An 18809-nucleotide genomic window follows, 5' to 3' on the forward strand; every position below is an offset into this window, starting at 1 on the left:
ATCATGTTGAGAATAGGACAAGGCTTTGATGTACATCAATTAACAGAGGGAAGACCTCTAATTATCGGCGGGGTCACCATCCCTTATGAAAAGGGACTGCTAGGGCATTCAGATGCTGACGTACTGCTTCACACAGTGGCAGATGCATGCCTGGGTGCGATTGCTGAAGGAGATATCGGCAGACATTTCCCAGACACAGATCCTGAGTTTAAGGATGCAGATTCTTTTAAATTATTGCAGCATGTGTGGGCACTTGTGAAAGAAAAGGGCTACACACTTGTGAATATTGACTGCACCATCATGGCGCAAAAGCCAAAAATGGCACCTTACATTCAACCAATGTGTGAGAAAATTGCAGAAGCGCTTGAGGCAGATGTCACACAGGTGAATGTCAAAGCAACAACGACAGAGAAACTCGGATTTACAGGAAGAGGAGAAGGAATTGCCTCTCAGGCAACAGTGCTTCTTCAGAAAAAGTAAAATCCATTTTGATGAGAATAGGTTTTGATGATAAAATACGTTTATAAAAAATTGGTGTCAGACAACATGATGCAGATGAAAGGAAGTTAAACTCATGGGAAATGAAGTGCGTGTTCGTTATGCACCGAGTCCAACTGGTCATTTACATATTGGGAATGCTAGAACGGCTCTTTTCAACTATTTGTTCGCACGCAGCCAAGGCGGCAAATTTATTATTCGAATCGAGGATACGGACCAAAAGCGTAATGTAGAAGGCGGGGAGGAAAGCCAGCTTCGCCACCTGCAATGGCTCGGTATTGATTGGGATGAGAGCATTGATAAAGATGGCGGTTACGGTCCTTATAGACAATCAGAACGTAATGATATTTACAAAAAATATTATGACGAGCTGTTAGAGAAGGACTTGGCGTACAAGTGCTATTGTACGGCAGAAGAGCTAGAGGCAGAGCGTGAAGCACAAATCGCCCGCAGTGAAATGCCTCGATATTCTGGTAAATGCAGTCATTTATCAAAAGAAGAAGAGGACAAACTGATTGCTGAAGGAAGAGAGCCAAGCATCCGCTTCCGAGTGCCAAAAGGAGAAATCATCAAATTTGACGACATGGTCAAAGGTGAAATTTCATTTGAAACAGACGGCATTGGTGACTTTGTTATTGTGAAAAAAGATGGCACGCCAACTTATAACTTTGCCGTAGCCGTGGATGATCATTTGATGAAAATGACTCACGTTCTTCGCGGAGAAGATCATATTTCAAATACCCCTAAACAAATCATGATTTTTCATGCATTTGGCTGGGAGGTTCCGCTATTCGGACATATGACGTTGATTGTGAACGAGAACCGCAAGAAATTAAGTAAACGTGATGAATCAATTATTCAATTCATCGAGCAATATAAGAATTTAGGCTATTTACCTGAAGCCCTGTTTAACTTCATTGCATTACTTGGATGGTCTCCAGTAGGCGAAGAAGAACTGTTTACAAAAGAGCAATTCATCGACATTTTCGATGTAAACCGACTTTCTAAGTCACCAGCTCTATTCGATATGCATAAACTAAAATGGGTGAACAACCAATACGTGAAAGCACTTGATCTTGATCAGGTTGTGGCACTAACACTTCCGCATCTTCAAAAAGCAGGCAAGGTAAGTGAGCAGCTGACTGAAGAAGAAAACACGTGGGTACGCAAGCTTATTTCTCTGTATCACGAACAATTAAGCTACGGAGCAGAAATTGTTGAGTTAACAGAGTTGTTCTTTAAGGAGCAAATTGAGTATAATCAAGAGGCAAAGGAAGTTCTAGCAGAGGAGCAAGTACCAGAAGTGATGGCATCTTTTGCAGGTCAGCTTGAACAGCTTGAGTCTTTCACACCTGATGAAATCAAGGCTGCCATTAAAGCGGTACAAAAAGAAACAGGGCATAAAGGCAAGAAACTATTCATGCCGATTCGTGTGGCTGTCACAGGACAAATGCATGGCCCAGAACTTCCGCAAAGTATTGAATTACTAGGTAAAGAAACGGTATTAAACCGCATTAAACAAATATAAGGAAATCGTTGCGAGGGAGAAGTACAATGTACTCGTCCATCACAGAAAGAGTCTCCACCGGCTGAAAGAGACTTATGGGCAGACATTGGAAATGCACCCTCAAGACCCTTGAGGAACACGTACGTTAGTATGCAAGGGCGGTACCCTCCGTTATGGGATTAAGTTGAGAAGGCTGAAAGATAAGTAGCTTTCTAAACAGAGTGGAACCGCGTTTTCAAAACGTCTCTGTCATTTGGCAGAGGCGTTTTTTATTTGTCCAAAAAAAGAGAGCAAGTCCTAAGAGAGATTCATGGGGAAGAACGGGGGGAGCATGTGTTTTTCAAAATGCTGAAAGAAGATATTGATACTGTGTTTGATCAAGATCCTGCTGCTAGAAGCTATATTGAAGTAGTGCTAACTTATTCAGGGCTTCATGCGATTTGGGCTCACCGTATTGCGCACGCATTTTATAAGCGGAAGCTGTATTTTATTGCGCGGATCATTTCTCAGGTCAGCCGCTTTTTCACAGGGGTGGAAATTCATCCGGCGGCAACCATTGGCAGGCGGTTCTTCATTGATCACGGCATGGGCGTCGTGATCGGGGAAACATGTGAAATTGGAGACAACGTCACTGTTTTCCAAGGCGTGACATTAGGGGGAACAGGGAAAGAAAAGGGAAAGCGGCATCCGACCATTTTAGATGATGCCCTCATTGCGACAGGTGCCAAGGTGCTTGGTTCTATCACGGTTGGAAAAGGGTCCAAGATTGGTGCAGGGTCAGTCGTGTTAAAAGACGTCCCAGACCATTCCACTGTTGTAGGTATACCTGGGCGAGTGGTCGTTCAAAATGGAAAGAAAATCAATCGTGATCTCAACCATCAAGATTTGCCAGATCCAGTTTCCGATCGTTTTAAAGAATTGGAACGAGAAATGGAAAAGCTAAAAGGTGAGCTGGCTTCATTGAGCAGAAAGGAAGAACAATCATGACAATCAATATTTATAATACATTGACACGTAAGAAGGAAGAATTTGTCCCGCTTGAGCCAGGAAAGGTCAAGATGTATGTGTGCGGACCAACCGTTTATAACTACATTCATATCGGGAATGCTAGACCTGCTATTGTTTATGACACTGTACGTAAGTATTTAGAATACAGCGGTTACGATGTGAACTTTGTATCAAACTTTACAGATGTGGATGATAAACTCATCAAGGCAGCCAATGAACTCGGAGAAGATGTGCCGACAATTGCTGATCGTTTTATCCAAGCCTACTTTGAAGACGTCAGTGCGCTCGGCTGCAAAAAAGCAGACCTTCACCCGCGAGTGACGGAAAACATGGATGATATCATTGCGTTTATTGCGACATTGATTGAAAAAGGCTACGCCTATGAAGCAGATGGTGACGTGTATTACAGCACACGCTCATTTGAAGGCTATGGAAAGCTTTCTCACCAATCAATTGACGAACTGAAGACGGGTGCTCGTATTCGTGTAGGTGAAAAGAAACGAGATGCGCTGGACTTTGCCCTTTGGAAGGCTGCAAAGGATCAGGAAATCTCTTGGGATAGCCCGTGGGGCAAAGGACGCCCAGGCTGGCACATCGAATGCTCGGCAATGGTCAAAAAATATTTAGGTGATACGATCGACATTCATGCTGGCGGACAGGATTTAACATTCCCTCACCATGAGAATGAAATTGCCCAATCTGAGGCTTTGACAGGGAAGCCTTTTGCGAAATATTGGATGCATAACGGGTATATTAATATCGATAATGAGAAAATGTCAAAATCACTTGGCAACTTTGTGCTCGTGCATGACATTGTGAAAGAACAAGATCCTGATGTGCTCCGCTTCTTTATGTTGTCGGTTCACTATCGCCACCCAATTAACTACTCAATGGATTTATTAGAAAGTACAAAGAGTGCGTTTAACCGACTCAAGACATCGTATGCGAACTTACATCACCGTCTTGAGAGCAGCACGAATATCACGGAAGACAATACTGAATGGCTGGAAAAAATTGAAGATCAGCGTGCGACATTTGTTTCTGAAATGAATGATGACTTCAATACGGCAAATGCGATCTCTGTTTTATTCGAATTAGCGAAACAGGCGAATTATTATATGGAAAATGATCATACTTCGGAGGAAGTGATCAAGGCATTTATCGGCTTGTTCCAAGAAATTACGTCTGTTCTCGGCTTCTCATTAGAAGAAAAGCACACGCTTGACGAAGAGGTAGAAGCGTTAATTGAAAAACGCAATGAAGCTAGAAGAAATCGTGACTTTGCCCTATCTGATCAAATTCGTGATCAATTAAAGAACATGAATATTGTGTTGGAGGACACTCCTCAAGGTACTCGTTGGAAAAGAGGAGAATAGGCAATGTTGAATTTTGAAAAGCTGAAAGACGGTAAACAGCTGAACGGACTTGCGCTGGCTTATATGGGTGATGCCATTTTTGAAGTATATGTGAGGCATCACCTCCTCCAAACGGGGGCGACAAAACCAAATGAGCTGCACAAACGAGCAAGCAAAATTGTTTCAGCTAAATCACAGGCTGCTATTTTATTTACGCTTCAGCAGCAAGGCTTTTTCACTGAAGCAGAAGAAGCGGTGCTGAAAAGAGGAAGAAACGCAAAATCAGGCACAGTGCCTAAAAACACAGACGTTCAAACGTATCGTTATAGTACAGCGTTTGAAGCGCTTATGGGTTATTTATTTATCGAAAAGCAGGACGAACGCTTAGAAGAGCTGATTGGTCAGGCGATTGAAATCGGAACGTCAGGGAGGAAGACAAATGAGTCAGCAACATGATTATGTCATTGGGAAAAATGCAGTGATTGAGACACTGAAGTCAGATCGGGAGTTATACAAGCTCTGGATGGCGGAAAACACTGTAAAAGGACAAGCCCAGCAGGTCATTGAACTCGCTAAAAAGCAAAATATCACCATTCAGTATGTTCCGAGGAAAAAGCTTGATCAAATGGTTACAGGTCAGCACCAGGGAATCGTTGCACAAGTAGCAGCATATGAATATGCAGAATTGGACGATCTGTATCAAATCGCTGAAAAGCGGAATGAACAGCCTTTCTTTCTGATTTTAGATGAAATTGAAGACCCGCATAATTTAGGATCTATTATGCGTACGGCAGATGCTGTAGGTGCACATGGGATTGTCATTCCGAAAAGGAGAGCGGTCGGTCTAACAACAACAGTTGCTAAGGCATCCACTGGAGCAATTGAGCATATTCCTGTTGCAAAAGTGACCAATCTTTCAAGAGCCCTTGATGAAATGAAAGAAAGAGGAATCTGGGTTGCGGGAACAGATGCGTCTGCTAAACAGGATTACAGACAATTTGATGGCACAATGCCGCTGGCTCTTGTGATTGGCAGTGAAGGAAAAGGAATTGGCCGATTGATTAAAGAAAAGTGTGATTTTCTGATTAAACTGCCTATGGCCGGGAAGGTTACTTCGTTAAACGCATCAGTTGCGGCTGGTCTATTGATGTATGAAGTGTATCGAAAACGTTATCCGTTAGGAGAATAGAGATGGATATCCTCTTAGTCGATGGATACAACATGATAGGTGCATGGCCTCAGCTGCAGCACTTAAAGGAAAACAGCTTTGAAGAAGCCAGAGACGTGCTGATTCAACATTTAGCAGAATATCAAGCCTACACAGGGTATCGAGTCATTGTCGTATTCGATGCCCATATGGTCAAAGGAATTGAAAAAAAGCGGACTAACCACCGAGTAGAGGTCATCTTTACGAGAGAGAATGAAACGGCGGATGAGCGGATTGAAAAGCTGGCGCAGGTTTTGAATAATATCCGGACGCAAATTCATGTGGCAACCTCAGATTTTACGGAACAATGGGCTATTTTTGGACAAGGAGCTCTTCGGAAGTCGGCTCGTGAGCTTTTAAGAGAGATTGAAGTGATAGAACGAAAGATTGAAACGAGGGTCAAAAAGATTACTTCTGATAAACCAGCATCTAAGATTGAATTGTCAGAAGATGTATTGAAAACGTTTGAAAAATGGCGGCGCGGGAATCTGGAATAGCTTGACGATATTCCAACCATTAATGTATAATATTTCTATCTAGGTGCGGTCGGGGGGATCGAAGTGAATCTAAACAACAGCAAGGGTAAGTCCATCAGAGAGCAATTTTGCCAGTTGGAAGATGAACAAGTCATTGAAAGGGTTCATGTCGGAGATAGTGATGCGCTAGATTATTTAATAACGAAATACCGCAATTTTGTACGTGCGAAAGCAAGATCTTATTTCTTGATAGGAGCGGATCGAGAGGACATTGTCCAAGAGGGGATGATCGGACTTTATAAGTCTATCCGCGATTTCAGAGAGGACAAGCTTACTTCATTTAAGGCTTTTGCAGAATTATGTATTACCCGCCAAATTATCACCGCAATTAAAACAGCTACTCGCCAAAAACATATCCCGTTAAATTCCTATGTATCATTAGACAAGCCGATCTACGATGAAGAATCGGACAGAACATTATTAGATGTCATTTCCGGTGCTAAAGCGCTTAACCCAGAAGACTTAATCATTAGCAAAGAAGAATTTGATGATATCGAAATGAAGATGGGTGAACTGCTAAGCGAGCTGGAAAGAAAGGTACTTGTGCTGTATCTTGATGGCAGATCCTATCAAGAGATTTCGGAAGATTTAAACCGTCATGTGAAATCAATTGATAACGCACTCCAAAGAGTAAAGAGAAAATTAGAGAAATATTTAGAGCTTCGCGAGATTAGTCTCTAATCAAACCTATATTGACAGCTTTTTCGACACTGTGATAAGGTACTAATGAAATGATGTCGAGAAAATAGGTGTAAATATGAGGAAAAAGATTACTCTAGCCTGTAAAGACTGCGGAAGCCGCAATTATACGACAATGAAAAGTGTTGCTTCAGCAGCTGAAAGATTAGAAGTTAAGAAATATTGCAAGACTTGTAATTCACATAAAACACATTTAGAAACGAAGTAAGATTTGCGTTCTTTAATCTGTGGAGGTCTTTTACATGCGTATTATCAGTTTCTTAAAAAGTGTCGGAAAAGAAATGAAAAAGGTCAGCTGGCCAAAGAAGAACGAAATGGTCCGCTACACAATCACTGTTATTTTAACAGTCGTATTCTTTGCCATCTTTTTCTCTTTTCTTGATATAGGAATCTCACAATTAATCGAATTAATTCATTAATACTTGAATAATGGTCTGCTGAACGTGCTATAATAGATCATAATATGACTTGCCAAAAAACCCGTTTTACGGGTTTTTTCAATTGCTTGAAAATATTTACCGTTACTCGAGATTCGTCAAATAGACATTATGAAATGTGGGGAGGGAAGGACTAAATAGTCCTGAACGAAAATGGAAAAGAATTGGTATGTTGTGCATACGTACTCTGGCTATGAAAACAAAGTAAAAGCGAATTTGGAAAAGCGTGTTGAATCAATGGGCATGCAGGATAAAATCTTCCGCGTCGTCGTACCGGAAGAAGAAGAAACGGATATTAAAAATGGTAAGAAAAAAGTTGTCAAAAAGAAAGTATTCCCTGGCTATGTCCTAGTGGAAATCGTGATGACTGACGACTCTTGGTATGTTGTTCGTAATACACCAGGTGTCACTGGATTCGTTGGATCAGCTGGATCAGGCTCAAAGCCGACTGCACTGCTGCCAGGCGAAGCCGAAACCATTCTGAAGAGAATGGGTCTTGAAGAACGCAAAACAGAAATCGACTTTGAACTGAAAGAAACAGTTAAGGTCATCGATGGACCATTTGCTAACTTCACTGGATCGATTGAAGAAATTGATTACGATAAAAGCAAAGTCAAAGTATTCGTTAATATGTTTGGTAGAGAAACACCTGTTGAACTTGAGTTCACGCAGATCGATAAATTGTAATTTAAAAGAGCTTGAAATGAGTGTATAGAAGTGGTAATATAGCAAAGGTACGTCTTGAGTTCACTCAAGATCGCTAGCTAGTTATTTCGTCATTCATATAAAGAATGAAGTTGTTGAGTGGGAGGGGGATTCCCCTATTACCACATCACGGACTTTAAGGAGGTGTGTCTCGTGGCTAAAAAAGTAGTTAAAGTTGTTAAATTGCAAATTCCTGCTGGAAAAGCTAACCCAGCTCCACCAGTTGGACCTGCACTAGGTCAAGCCGGTGTTAATATCATGGGATTCTGTAAGGAGTTTAACGCTCGTACAGCTGACCAAGCTGGTCTTATCATTCCTGTTGAAATTTCGGTTTTTGAAGACCGTTCATTTACATTTATTACTAAAACTCCACCTGCTGCAGTTTTACTTAAAAAAGCAGCTGGTATTGAGTCTGGTTCTGGTGAACCTAACCGTAATAAAGTGGCAACTGTTAAGCGTGATAAAGTACGCGAAATCGCGGAAACAAAAATGCCTGACTTAAACGCTGCTAGCGTTGAATCAGCTATGCGCATGGTTGAAGGTACTGCACGCAGTATGGGTATTGTCATCGAAGATTAATTTTTTGTCTTGTTGGGTTGCGAGTTTGGTTTTGACAAGTTCGCAACCCTTATTCGTGGGAGGTTATTCCGCTAAAACCACATAAGGAGGATTTTTATAATGGCTAAAAAAGGTAAAAAGTATGTAGAAGCTGCTAAGCTGATCGATCGTACTAAAGCGTATGATGTAGCTGAAGCTGTTTCTCTTACAAAAAAAGCAAATACAGCTAAATTTGATGCGACTGTAGAAGTTGCTTTTCGTTTGGGCGTAGACCCTCGTAAAAACGATCAACAAATCCGCGGTGCAGTTGTACTTCCTAACGGAACTGGTAAAACTCAACGCGTTCTTGTGTTCGCTAAAGGCGAAAAAGCAAAAGAAGCAGAAGCTGCTGGAGCAGACTACGTTGGAGATTCTGATTATATCACTAAAATCCAACAAGGCTGGTTCGAATTCGATGTAATCGTTGCGACACCTGACATGATGGGTGAAGTTGGTAAGATCGGTCGTGTACTTGGACCAAAAGGTCTTATGCCAAACCCTAAAACAGGAACTGTAACGTTCGAAGTTGAAAAAGCAATCAATGAAATCAAAGCTGGTAAAGTAGAATACCGCGTTGATAAAGCTGGTAACATCCACGCGCCAATCGGAAAGGTTTCTTTCGAGGACGAAAAGCTTGTTGAGAACTTTGCAACAATCTATGACACAATCCTTAAAGCAAAACCTGCAGCGGCTAAAGGTGTATACGTGAAAAACGTTTCTGTTACATCTACTATGGGCCCTGGCGTGAAAGTGGATCCATCTTCTTTCTCTGCAAAATAATTCTTGACTTATGACAACCATTTTGATAATATCAAAATGTTGTAAAATAGAATAATGTCCATTTATACCGTAGACAGCAGGGGCCTTATGGCTTAATTAACCCGCCGAGGTGTATATGTCACAGTCTTACGTTAACGTATGCTTGTATATACAGCCTCCATGTCTTAGTGGAGGCTTTTTATATGGAGAACCGTTCGTTAGGAACGTGATGGCCTGATCGGTATAAGTGTTACACAAAGAATGTACAGGAGGTGTAACCATGAGCAATGCAATCGATACTAAAAAAGTTGTCGTTGATGAAATTACTTCTAAATTTAAAGATAGTATGTCTACTGTCATTGTAGATTACCGCGGTCTTTCAGTTTCTGAAGTGACTGAACTTCGTAAACAGCTTCGTGAAGCTGGCGTAGAATTCAAAGTTTACAAAAACACTTTGACTCGCCGTGCAGTTGAACAAGTTGAACTAACGGGTTTAAACGATTTCTTAACAGGTCCAAACGCTATCGCATTCAGTAACGAAGATGTTATCGCACCTGCGAAAATCATCAACGAATTTGCGAAAAGCCACGAAGCTTTAGAAATCAAAGCTGGTGTCATCGAAGGAAACGTAGCGACTGTAGAAGAAGTGAAGGCTCTTGCGGAACTTCCGTCTCGCGAAGGCTTACTTTCTATGTTGCTTAGCGTTCTTCAAGCTCCAGTTCGTAATCTTGCTCTTGCTACTAAAGCAGTTGCAGATCAAAAAGAAGAACAAGGCGCTTAATGCGTACTTTACGTTTACGTAAAAAAACTTAAAATGGAGGAATTACAAATGGCTTTAAATATCGAAGAAATCATTGCTTCAGTTAAAGAAGCAACTGTACTTGAGTTAAACGACTTAGTAAAAGCAATCGAAGAAGAATTTGGCGTAACTGCTGCTGCTCCTGTAGCTGTAGCTGCTGGTGGCGGTGCTGCTGCTGAAGAAAAAACTGATTTTGATCTAGTACTTGCTGGTGCTGGAGACCAAAAAATCAAAGTTATCAAAGTGGTTCGTGAAATCACTGGTCTTGGCTTGAAAGAAGCTAAAGAACTTGTTGACAACACTCCAAAACCACTTAAAGAAGGTATTGCTAAAGAAGAAGCTGAAGAACTTAAAGCTAAGCTTGAAGAAGTTGGCGCTTCTGTAGAAGTTAAGTAATCTTCGCCTAATCTTTTGGGAAAGCTCGCTTTTACTGGCGGGCTTTTTCTTTTCTAATCTCCTGAAACGATTGAATCCAGAGGAGGTCCATTCACCATGAGTGACCACTATTATACGGAAAAGCCATCAGTGAAAAGCAATAAACAGACATGGGACTTCACCTTGAGAAACCGTACCTTTACTTTTACAAGTGACAGTGGAGTGTTTTCTAAGAAAGAAGTCGACTTTGGTTCAAGGCTTTTAATTGAAGCTTTCGAAGAACCTGACTTGGATGGCGATGTCTTAGATGTCGGTTGCGGTTATGGACCGATCGGCTTATCGTTAGCAAACGAAATGACTAGCCGTACCATTCATATGATTGATGTGAACGAAAGAGCAGTCGAACTTTCAAAGGAAAACGCTAAACATAATCGCATTGATAATGTTCGCATCTATCAAAGTGATTTGTTCTCGAATGTTCATTCCTCAGCTGCTTTTGCCTCTATACTGACCAATCCCCCAATACGGGCAGGGAAGAAAGTTGTACATGCGATCTTTGAAAAAAGTGCTGATCATTTATTGCCGGAAGGTGAGTTGTGGGTGGTTATTCAGAAAAAGCAAGGTGGGCCATCTGCGATTGAAAAATTAGAGCAGCTCTTTGGAGAAGTCGAGGTTGTGCTGAAAAAAAAGGGCTACTATATCATCAAAGCTAAAAAAGTTTGACGCAGTTTCCTAGCTGTGTTAACATTATAAAATGCCAATGTGTATATTTTGCTTGATAGGCTTAAAAAACAACTATTTTGTATAAATTATGCATACTTGGGAAAACTAATAAAATCGGTATTTGTTTTTGGATGTGGTTTTCTTATTTTAGAAACCCTTTTTTCTTTTGTCTTGTAAAAGTATTTCTTTACTGACATTTGAAAGACAGAAATACTTTTTACACATATAATACGCATGATTTGAGGGGTGAATCAGTTGACAGGTCAACTAGTTCAGTATGGACGACACCGCCAGCGCAGAAGCTACGCACGCATAAGCGAAGTGTTAGAATTACCAAATCTCATTGAAATTCAAACCTCTTCTTATCAGTGGTTTCTTGATGAGGGTCTTAGAGAGATGTTTCAAGATATATCCCCAATTGAGGATTTTACTGGTAACCTTTCTCTTGAATTCATTGATTACAGCCTAGGGGATCCTAAGTATCCTGTAGCAGAATCAAAAGAACGTGATGTAACTTACTCTGCTCCACTAAGAGTAAAAGTTCGTTTAATTAACAAAGAAACTGGAGAAGTAAAAGACCAAGATGTGTTCATGGGTGATTTCCCAATCATGACAGACACAGGTACTTTTATCATTAATGGTGCGGAACGTGTAATCGTTTCTCAGTTAGTGCGTTCTCCAAGTGTATATTTCAGTGGTAAAGTAGACAAAAACGGTAAAAAAGGTTTTACTGCGACTGTCATTCCAAACCGTGGCGCATGGTTAGAATACGAAACTGATGCGAAGGATGTAGTCTATGTACGCATCGATCGCACACGTAAGTTGCCGGTTACGGTTCTTTTGCGTGCTCTCGGCTTCAGCTCTGATCAAGAGATTCTTGACCTCATTGGCGAGAATGAATACTTACGCAACACACTGGAAAAAGACAATACAGAGAATGCGGATAAAGCACTTCTCGAAATCTACGAGCGCCTCCGTCCTGGAGAACCGCCAACTGTTGAAAATGCGAAAAGCTTGCTAGACTCTCGCTTCTTCGATCCGAAGAGATATGACCTAGCAAATGTTGGACGCTACAAGATTAATAAGAAGCTTCATATTAAAAATAGACTGTTCAATCAAAAATTGGCTGAAACGCTAGTTGATCCTGAAACAGGTGAAATTCTAGCAGAAAAAGGTCAAATTTTAGACAGAAGAGTTCTTGATAAAGTTCTTCCATACTTAGAAAACGGCATCGGATTTAGAAAGCTTTATCCTAATGGTGGCGTAGTAGAAGATGAAGTAGAACTTCAATCTATTAAGATTTATGCACCGACTGATCAAGAAGGCGAGCAAGTGATCAACGTGATTGGAAATGCATATGTAGAGGAAGCTGTGAAAAACATCACGCCTTCTGACATCATTGCGTCAATCAGTTACTTCTTCAACCTTCTTCATGGTGTAGGTGACACAGATGATATCGACCACCTTGGTAACCGTCGTCTGCGTTCTGTAGGTGAACTTCTGCAAAACCAATTCCGTATTGGTTTAAGCAGAATGGAGCGTGTTGTCCGTGAAAGAATGTCAATTCAAGACACAAACACGATCACACCTCAGCAGCTGATCAACATTCGTCCTGTGATCGCTTCTATCAAAGAGTTCTTTGGTAGTTCTCAGCTTTCTCAGTTCATGGATCAAACAAACCCGCTTGCTGAATTGACGCACAAACGTCGTCTGTCAGCGCTTGGACCGGGTGGTTTGACACGTGAGCGTGCAGGAATGGAAGTTCGTGACGTTCACTACTCTCACTATGGACGTATGTGTCCGATTGAAACACCAGAGGGTCCAAACATTGGTTTGATCAACTCTCTATCTTCATTTGCAAAAGTGAATCGCTTCGGATTTATCGAAACACCTTACCGCCGGGTTGATCCTGAAACTGGTAAAGTGACACCGAGAATCGATTACTTAACTGCTGATGAAGAGGATAACTACGTAGTAGCACAAGCGAACGCTCAGTTAGCTGATGATGGTTCGTTTATCGATGATAATATCATTGCTCGTTTCAGAGGGGAAAACACCGTTGTTCCTCGAAACCGCGTTGACTACATGGACGTTTCGCCAAAGCAGGTTGTTTCTGCAGCGACAGCATGTATCCCATTCTTAGAAAACGATGACTCTAACCGTGCTCTAATGGGAGCGAACATGCAGCGTCAGGCTGTGCCTTTGATGCAGCCAGAATCACCGATTGTTGGTACAGGTATGGAGTACGTATCAGGTAAAGACTCTGGTGCTGCTGTCATCTGCCGCTACCCAGGTGTTGTAGAACGTGTAGAAGCAAAAAATATTTGGGTTCGCCGTTATGAAGACGTTGACGGACAACAAGTCAAAGGAAACCTAGACAAATACAGCTTGCTGAAATTTGTCCGCTCTAACCAAGGGACTTGCTACAACCAGCGTCCTATCGTAAGTGTTGGAGATGAAGTCGTTAAAGGGGAAATCCTTGCAGACGGTCCTTCTATGGAAAAAGGTGAATTGGCTCTAGGACGTAACGTCATGGTCGGCTTCATGACTTGGGACGGTTACAACTACGAGGATGCGATCATCATGAGTGAGCGCCTTGTAAAAGATGACGTCTACACGTCTATTCATATTGAAGAATATGAATCAGAAGCTCGTGATACAAAGCTTGGACCAGAAGAAATCACTCGTGATATTCCAAACGTTGGGGAAGATGCTTTACGCAACCTTGACGAGCGCGGAATCATCCGTATCGGTGCAGAAGTAAAAGACGGAGACCTTCTTGTAGGTAAAGTAACGCCTAAAGGTGTAACTGAACTAACAGCTGAAGAACGTCTATTACATGCAATCTTCGGTGAAAAGGCTCGTGAAGTTCGTGATACGTCACTACGTGTTCCACACGGCGGCGGCGGAATTATCCACGATGTAAAAGTCTTCAACCGTGAAGATGGAGATGAATTACCTCCAGGTGTAAACCAATTAGTCCGCGTATACATCGTTCAGAAGCGTAAGATTTCTGAAGGTGACAAAATGGCCGGACGACATGGTAACAAAGGGGTTATCTCTAAAATCCTTCCAGAAGAAGATATGCCTTATCTTCCAGACGGAACACCGATCGATATCATGTTGAACCCTCTAGGGGTACCATCTCGTATGAACATCGGTCAGGTACTTGAGCTTCATATGGGTATGGCTGCACGTTACCTCGGCATCCACATTGCGTCACCAGTATTTGATGGTGCGCGCGAGGAAGATGTTTGGGAAACGCTTGAAGAAGCAGGTATGTCCCGTGATGCGAAAACAGTCCTTTATGACGGTCGAACTGGTGAACCATTCGACAACCGTGTATCTGTCGGAATCATGTACATGATCAAACTGGCTCACATGGTTGACGATAAACTTCACGCTCGTTCAACTGGACCATACTCACTTGTTACGCAGCAGCCACTTGGCGGTAAAGCACAGTTTGGTGGTCAGCGTTTCGGAGAGATGGAAGTATGGGCACTTGAAGCTTACGGTGCAGCATATACACTTCAAGAGATCTTAACAGTTAAATCGGATGACGTTGTGGGTCGTGTGAAAACATACGAAGCCATCGTCAAAGGGGATAACGTACCTGAACCAGGTGTCCCTGAATCATTCAAAGTGTTAATCAAAGAACTTCAAAGTTTAGGTATGGATGTGAAAATCCTATCTGGCGATGAAGAAGAGATAGAAATGAGAGATTTAGAAGACGATGAGGAAACGAAGAAAGCAGACGGATTAGCGTTATCTAATGACGAAGATGCTGCAGACCTCGCACCTGTCGATCTTGAACGTGACGCAGTCACAAAAGAATAGCAGAAACGATTAGAGCAAGTGACTAGGGTATAACCCGAAGATTAAAAGGGAGGTAGGCCCCTTGCTAGATGTGAACAATTTTGAGTATATGAACATCGGTCTCGCATCACCTGATAAAATCCGTTCTTGGTCTTTTGGTGAAGTGAAAAAGCCTGAAACGATTAACTATCGTACACTGAAACCTGAAAAAGATGGTCTCTTTTGTGAACGTATCTTCGGACCGCAAAAAGACTGGGAATGTCATTGTGGGAAGTATAAACGCGTTCGGTATAAGGGTGTTGTATGTGACCGTTGTGGTGTAGAAGTAACACGGGCAAAAGTCCGTCGTGAGAGAATGGGGCATATCGAACTGGCTGCCCCAGTTTCCCACATTTGGTATTTCAAAGGTATCCCAAGCCGTATGGGTCTTGTTCTTGATATGTCACCACGTGCGTTAGAAGAAGTGATCTACTTCGCTTCTTACGTCGTGACAGATCCGGGCAATACACCGCTTGAGAAGAAACAACTTCTTTCTGAGAAAGAATTCCGTGCTTATTTAGATAAATACGGTAATACATTCCAAGCAGCTATGGGTGCAGAAGCAATCAACAAACTTCTTCAAGATATCGATCTTGTAAAAGAAGTAGATACACTGAAAGAAGAGCTGAAAACTGCTCAAGGACAGCGCCGTACACGTGCGATCAAACGCCTTGAAGTGTTAGAAGCCTTCCGCAACTCAGGAAACAAACCATCTTGGATGATTCTTGATGTACTTCCGGTTATTCCACCAGAATTACGTCCAATGGTTCAGCTTGATGGTGGACGTTTTGCTACTTCTGACTTGAACGACCTTTATCGTCGTGTTATCAACCGTAACAATCGTCTGAAGCGTTTATTAGATCTTGGCGCGCCAAGCATCATCGTTCAGAACGAGAAGCGTATGCTTCAAGAAGCTGTCGATGCCTTGATTGATAATGGACGTAGAGGCCGACCAGTAACAGGACCAGGAAATCGACCATTGAAATCTCTTTCTCACATGCTGAAAGGGAAACAAGGACGTTTCCGTCAAAACTTGCTTGGTAAACGTGTTGACTATTCTGGACGTTCCGTTATCGTCGTAGGACCACATTTGAAAATGTATCAGTGTGGACTTCCGAAAGAAATGGCTCTTGAATTATTCAAACCATTCGTGATGAAGGAGCTTGTTGAAAAAGGATTAGCTCACAACATCAAGAGTGCGAAGCGTAAAATTGAACGCGTGCAGCCGGAAGTATGGGATGTTTTAGAATCAGTTATTCGTGAGCATCCAGTCTTACTAAACCGTGCACCGACTCTTCACAGACTTGGTATTCAAGCGTTTGAACCTACACTTGTGGAAGGACGCGCAATTCGTCTGCATCCACTTGTGTGTACAGCCTACAACGCTGACTTTGACGGTGACCAAATGGCGGTTCACGTACCATTGTCTGCTGAAGCTCAAGCTGAAGCTCGTATCTTAATGCTTGCGGCTCAAAACATTTTGAATCCGAAAGATGGAAAACCAGTTGTTACGCCATCTCAGGATATGGTGCTTGGTAACTACTACCTTACACTTGAGCGCAAAGGTGCTATCGGAGAAGGTATGGTCTTCAAAGATACTGACGAAGCCCTTCTAGCTTATCAAAATGGTTATGTGCATCTTCATACACGTGTAGCTGTTGCAGCTAGCTCGTTGAAGAATGTGACATTCACTGATGAACAGCGTTCTAAATTGTTGATTACAACAGTTGGAAAACTGATCTTTAACGAAATCTTACCGGAATCATTCCCATACATGAATGAGCCGACAAAGAGCAATATTGAAGAAAAAACGCCTGATCGTTTCTTCCTTGAAAAAGGTGAGGATGTAAAAGCTGCGATCGAGAAACAAGAAATCAATGCGCCGTTCAAAAAAGGTATTTTAGGTAAAATCATTGCAGAAATCTTTAAGAGATTCCATATTACTGAGACATCTAAAATGCTTGACCGCATGAAAAATCTTGGTTTCAGATACTCTACTAAAGCCGGTATTACGGTTGGTGTGTCTGATATCGTCGTATTAGATGATAAGCAGCAAATTCTTGAAGAAGCACAAGCAAAAGTAGATAACGTCATGAAGCAATTCAGACGTGGTTTGATTACTGAAGAAGAGCGTTATGAGAGAGTTATTTCAATCTGGAGTTCTTCTAAAGATGTGATCCAAGGTAAACTGATGAAGTCCCTTGATGAAGTCAACCCAATCTACATGATGAGTGACTCTGGAGCGCGTGGTAACGCATCTAACTTTACTCAGCTGGCTGGTATGCGTGGTCTGATGGCCAACCCGGCTGGACGTATCATCGAACTTCCGATTAAATCTAGTTTCCGTGAAGGTTTAACCGTATTGGAATACTTTATTTCCACTCACGGTGCGCGTAAAGGTCTTGCCGATACAGCCCTTAAAACAGCTGACTCAGGTTACCTCACGCGTCGTCTCGTTGACGTTGCACAGGATGTCATCATCCGTGAAACAGATTGCGGTACAGACCGTGGAATCTTGGCGAAGTCTATTAAAGAAGGAAATGAAATTATTGAGAAACTTGAAGAACGTCTGATCGGACGTTTTGCAAGAAAACCAATTGTTCATCCTGAAACAGGCGAAGTCATTGTAGCCGAAAACGAACTAATTGATGAAGATAAAGCACTTGAAGTAGTTGAAGCAGGAATTGAGGAAGTATGGATCCGTTCTGCATTTACATGTAACACGCCTCATGGTGTATGTAAACGATGCTACGGCCGTAACCTTGCAACTGGTACTGACGTTGAAGTCGGTGAAGCAGTTGGAATCATCGCTGCACAATCAATCGGTGAGCCAGGAACACAGCTTACAATGCGTACGTTCCACACCGGTGGGGTAGCAGGAGACGATATCACTCAAGGTCTACCTCGTATCCAAGAGCTATTTGAAGCGCGTAATCCGAAAGGGCAAGCGACAATTTCTGAAATTGATGGTGTCGTTGCTGAAATTAACGATGTTCGTGACAAGCAGCAGGAAATTGTGGTTCAAGGCGAAGTTGAAACTCGCTCATACACAGCTCCTTACAATGCGCGTTTGAAAGTTGTTGAAGGTGACACAGTTACTCGTGGTCAAGTACTTACAGAAGGTTCGATCGATCCGAAAGAACTTCTTAAAGTGACTGACATGACAGCTGTTCAAGAATATCTGCTTCATGAAGTACAAAAAGTATACCGTATGCAAGGGGTAGAAATCGGAGATAAGCACGTAGAGGTAATGGTTCGCCAAATGCTTCGTAAAGTGCGTGTCGCTGATGCAGGGGATACAGACGTATTACCAGGCACACTTCTTGATGTACATCAATTCACTGAAGCGAACAAAAAAGTACTATTCGAAGGCAAACGTCCTGCAACAGGCCGTCCAGTTCTTCTTGGTATTACAAAAGCTTCGCTTGAAACAGACTCATTCTTGTCTGCGGCATCCTTCCAAGAAACGACTCGTGTCCTAACAGATGCGGCGATCAAAGGAAAACGTGATGAACTGCTTGGCTTGAAAGAGAATGTGATCATTGGTAAACTTGTTCCTGCTGGAACGGGAATGCCAAACTACCGTAAAGTTAAGCCGGTTTCGCAAGTGCAGCCGTCTGACGATATGGTTCCTGTAGAGTAATCTTTCTCGTGAGATTCCTATAAAATCATCAAAAATGGTGAAGGATGTCAAGATAATCTGTCATACGATATTGACATCCTTCTGCCATGATGATAATATAACCAAG

18 protein-coding genes and 2 other annotated features are annotated in these 18809 nt (G+C 42.2%); all 18 genes read left to right on the forward strand.

The window, feature by feature from the left end; translation table 11 throughout:
* Window positions 1–3 precede the first annotated feature (3 nt).
* Window positions 4–480 (forward strand): 2-C-methyl-D-erythritol 2,4-cyclodiphosphate synthase, encoded by a 477-nt coding sequence (gene ispF, locus NSQ76_RS00610; RefSeq protein ID WP_003216928.1) that lies wholly within the window; start codon window positions 4–6, stop codon window positions 478–480.
* Window positions 481–574: 94 nt separating this feature from the next.
* Window positions 575–2026 carry a glutamate--tRNA ligase gene (gltX, locus tag NSQ76_RS00615; RefSeq protein WP_267542902.1) on the forward strand — a complete coding sequence of 484 codons (1452 nt, stop codon included), beginning with the start codon at window positions 575–577 and terminating at the stop codon, window positions 2024–2026.
* Window positions 2026–2256 (forward strand) — a binding site (T-box leader). Its footprint overlaps the gene before it by 1 nt.
* Window positions 2257–2338: 82 nt before the next feature.
* Window positions 2339–2992, forward strand: coding sequence for a serine O-acetyltransferase (cysE, locus tag NSQ76_RS00620; protein ID WP_024425585.1), 654 nt, complete (start codon window positions 2339–2341; stop codon window positions 2990–2992).
* Window positions 2989–4389: a cysteine--tRNA ligase gene (gene cysS / locus NSQ76_RS00625; RefSeq protein WP_327823282.1), complete on the forward strand. Its 1401-nt coding sequence runs from the start codon at window positions 2989–2991 to the stop codon at window positions 4387–4389. The genes cysE and cysS overlap by 4 nt, the downstream gene beginning before the upstream one ends.
* Before the next feature lie 3 nt (window positions 4390–4392).
* Complete coding sequence (locus NSQ76_RS00630; protein WP_024425587.1) at window positions 4393–4824, forward strand: Mini-ribonuclease 3; 432 nt, start codon at window positions 4393–4395, stop codon at window positions 4822–4824.
* Window positions 4808–5557: a 23S rRNA (guanosine(2251)-2'-O)-methyltransferase RlmB gene (gene rlmB / locus NSQ76_RS00635; RefSeq protein ID WP_024425588.1), complete on the forward strand. Its 750-nt coding sequence runs from the start codon at window positions 4808–4810 to the stop codon at window positions 5555–5557. Before NSQ76_RS00630 ends, rlmB begins: the two co-directional genes overlap by 17 nt.
* 2 nt (window positions 5558–5559) lie before the next feature.
* Window positions 5560–6072 (forward strand): ribosome-dependent mRNA decay endonuclease Rae1/YacP, encoded by a 513-nt coding sequence (rae1, locus tag NSQ76_RS00640; protein WP_341051731.1) that lies wholly within the window; start codon window positions 5560–5562, stop codon window positions 6070–6072.
* 63 nt (window positions 6073–6135) lie between these two features.
* Window positions 6136–6792, forward strand: a complete 657-nt coding sequence (gene sigH / locus NSQ76_RS00645; protein WP_008345424.1) for an RNA polymerase sporulation sigma factor SigH — start codon at window positions 6136–6138, stop codon at window positions 6790–6792.
* 76 nt (window positions 6793–6868) lie between these two features.
* Complete coding sequence (gene rpmG, locus NSQ76_RS00650; protein ID WP_008356502.1) at window positions 6869–7018, forward strand: 50S ribosomal protein L33; 150 nt, start codon at window positions 6869–6871, stop codon at window positions 7016–7018.
* 34 nt (window positions 7019–7052) lie between these two features.
* Window positions 7053–7229, forward strand: a complete 177-nt coding sequence (gene secE, locus NSQ76_RS00655; RefSeq protein WP_008345422.1) for a preprotein translocase subunit SecE — start codon at window positions 7053–7055, stop codon at window positions 7227–7229.
* Between the two features lie 171 nt (window positions 7230–7400).
* Window positions 7401–7934, forward strand: a complete 534-nt coding sequence (nusG, locus tag NSQ76_RS00660) for a transcription termination/antitermination protein NusG (protein WP_003217197.1) — start codon at window positions 7401–7403, stop codon at window positions 7932–7934.
* Window positions 7935–8105: 171 nt separating this feature from the next.
* Complete coding sequence (rplK, locus tag NSQ76_RS00665) at window positions 8106–8531, forward strand: 50S ribosomal protein L11 (protein WP_003216956.1); 426 nt, start codon at window positions 8106–8108, stop codon at window positions 8529–8531.
* Window positions 8532–8630: 99 nt separating this feature from the next.
* Window positions 8631–9329 (forward strand): 50S ribosomal protein L1, encoded by a 699-nt coding sequence (gene rplA, locus NSQ76_RS00670; RefSeq protein ID WP_017359164.1) that lies wholly within the window; start codon window positions 8631–8633, stop codon window positions 9327–9329.
* 49 nt (window positions 9330–9378) lie between these two features.
* Window positions 9379–9519: a sequence feature (ribosomal protein L10 leader region), on the forward strand.
* A 69-nt stretch (window positions 9520–9588) separates the two neighbouring features.
* Window positions 9589–10089: a 50S ribosomal protein L10 gene (gene rplJ / locus NSQ76_RS00675; RefSeq protein WP_024425590.1), complete on the forward strand. Its 501-nt coding sequence runs from the start codon at window positions 9589–9591 to the stop codon at window positions 10087–10089.
* A 48-nt stretch (window positions 10090–10137) separates the two neighbouring features.
* Complete coding sequence (gene rplL / locus NSQ76_RS00680; RefSeq protein WP_008345418.1) at window positions 10138–10503, forward strand: 50S ribosomal protein L7/L12; 366 nt, start codon at window positions 10138–10140, stop codon at window positions 10501–10503.
* 96 nt (window positions 10504–10599) lie between these two features.
* Window positions 10600–11205 carry a class I SAM-dependent methyltransferase gene (locus NSQ76_RS00685; RefSeq protein WP_024425591.1) on the forward strand — a complete coding sequence of 202 codons (606 nt, stop codon included), beginning with the start codon at window positions 10600–10602 and terminating at the stop codon, window positions 11203–11205.
* A 255-nt stretch (window positions 11206–11460) separates the two neighbouring features.
* Window positions 11461–15042, forward strand: a complete 3582-nt coding sequence (gene rpoB, locus NSQ76_RS00690; protein ID WP_024425866.1) for a DNA-directed RNA polymerase subunit beta — start codon at window positions 11461–11463, stop codon at window positions 15040–15042.
* Between the two features lie 61 nt (window positions 15043–15103).
* Complete coding sequence (gene rpoC / locus NSQ76_RS00695; protein WP_024425592.1) at window positions 15104–18703, forward strand: DNA-directed RNA polymerase subunit beta'; 3600 nt, start codon at window positions 15104–15106, stop codon at window positions 18701–18703.
* Window positions 18704–18809: the final 106 nt, after the last annotated feature.

This window comes from Bacillus sp. FSL M8-0256, assembly GCF_038005765.1.
In the GTDB taxonomy this organism is placed as follows: Bacteria; Bacillota; Bacilli; order Bacillales; family Bacillaceae; genus Bacillus; species Bacillus safensis.

What these genes read in the sequence shown, in the direction of transcription:
- ispF (WP_003216928.1), top strand. Translation starts at nt 4, where the DNA reads ATGTTGAGAATAGGACAAGGCTTTGATGTACATCAATTAACAGAGGGA.
- gltX (WP_267542902.1), top strand. Translation starts at nt 575, where the DNA reads ATGGGAAATGAAGTGCGTGTTCGTTATGCACCGAGTCCAACTGGTCAT.
- cysS (WP_327823282.1), top strand. Translation starts at nt 2,989, where the DNA reads ATGACAATCAATATTTATAATACATTGACACGTAAGAAGGAAGAATTT.
- NSQ76_RS00630 (WP_024425587.1), top strand. Translation starts at nt 4,393, where the DNA reads ATGTTGAATTTTGAAAAGCTGAAAGACGGTAAACAGCTGAACGGACTT.
- rlmB (WP_024425588.1), top strand. Translation starts at nt 4,808, where the DNA reads ATGAGTCAGCAACATGATTATGTCATTGGGAAAAATGCAGTGATTGAG.
- rae1 (WP_341051731.1), top strand. Translation starts at nt 5,560, where the DNA reads ATGGATATCCTCTTAGTCGATGGATACAACATGATAGGTGCATGGCCT.
- rpmG (WP_008356502.1), top strand. Translation starts at nt 6,869, where the DNA reads ATGAGGAAAAAGATTACTCTAGCCTGTAAAGACTGCGGAAGCCGCAAT.
- secE (WP_008345422.1), top strand. Translation starts at nt 7,053, where the DNA reads ATGCGTATTATCAGTTTCTTAAAAAGTGTCGGAAAAGAAATGAAAAAG.
- nusG (WP_003217197.1), top strand. Translation starts at nt 7,401, where the DNA reads ATGGAAAAGAATTGGTATGTTGTGCATACGTACTCTGGCTATGAAAAC.
- rplA (WP_017359164.1), top strand. Translation starts at nt 8,631, where the DNA reads ATGGCTAAAAAAGGTAAAAAGTATGTAGAAGCTGCTAAGCTGATCGAT.
- rplJ (WP_024425590.1), top strand. Translation starts at nt 9,589, where the DNA reads ATGAGCAATGCAATCGATACTAAAAAAGTTGTCGTTGATGAAATTACT.
- rplL (WP_008345418.1), top strand. Translation starts at nt 10,138, where the DNA reads ATGGCTTTAAATATCGAAGAAATCATTGCTTCAGTTAAAGAAGCAACT.
- NSQ76_RS00685 (WP_024425591.1), top strand. Translation starts at nt 10,600, where the DNA reads ATGAGTGACCACTATTATACGGAAAAGCCATCAGTGAAAAGCAATAAA.